The organism is Belnapia arida, from assembly GCF_016773205.1.
Lineage (GTDB): Bacteria > Pseudomonadota > Alphaproteobacteria > Acetobacterales > Acetobacteraceae > Belnapia > Belnapia arida.
In genome coordinates, this window is sequence record NZ_JAETWB010000203.1 from 1 (window position 1) to 338 (window position 338).

Genomic DNA, 338 nt, shown 5'->3' on the forward strand with positions numbered 1-338 from the left:
TGGTTCGAGGCGCAGCCTGACCTCGACCCGGACCGCTTGGTGTTCATCGATGAGGCCTGGGCCTCGACCAACATGGCCCGCACCCACGGCCGGGCGCCTCGGGGCGAGCGGCTGCGGGCACCGATCCCACATGGTCATTGGCTGACCACCACCTTCATCGCCGGCCTGCGCAACACCGGCTTGCTCGCGCCGATGGTGCTCGACGGGCCGATCAACGGCTCACTCTTCCAGGACTACGTCGAGCAGGTGCTGGTGCCCGAACTCCGCCCTGGCGACATCGTCGTCATGAACAACCTCGGCAGCCACAAGGGCGCCGGCGTCGGGGCGGCCATCGAGGC

1 protein-coding gene is annotated in these 338 nt (G+C 68.9%); it reads left to right on the plus strand.

What is annotated here, in order from left to right; all coding sequences use genetic code 11:
- The coding region (locus JMJ56_RS33400; RefSeq protein ID WP_202836156.1) for a transposase at window positions 1–338 on the plus strand (338 nt) is incomplete at both ends.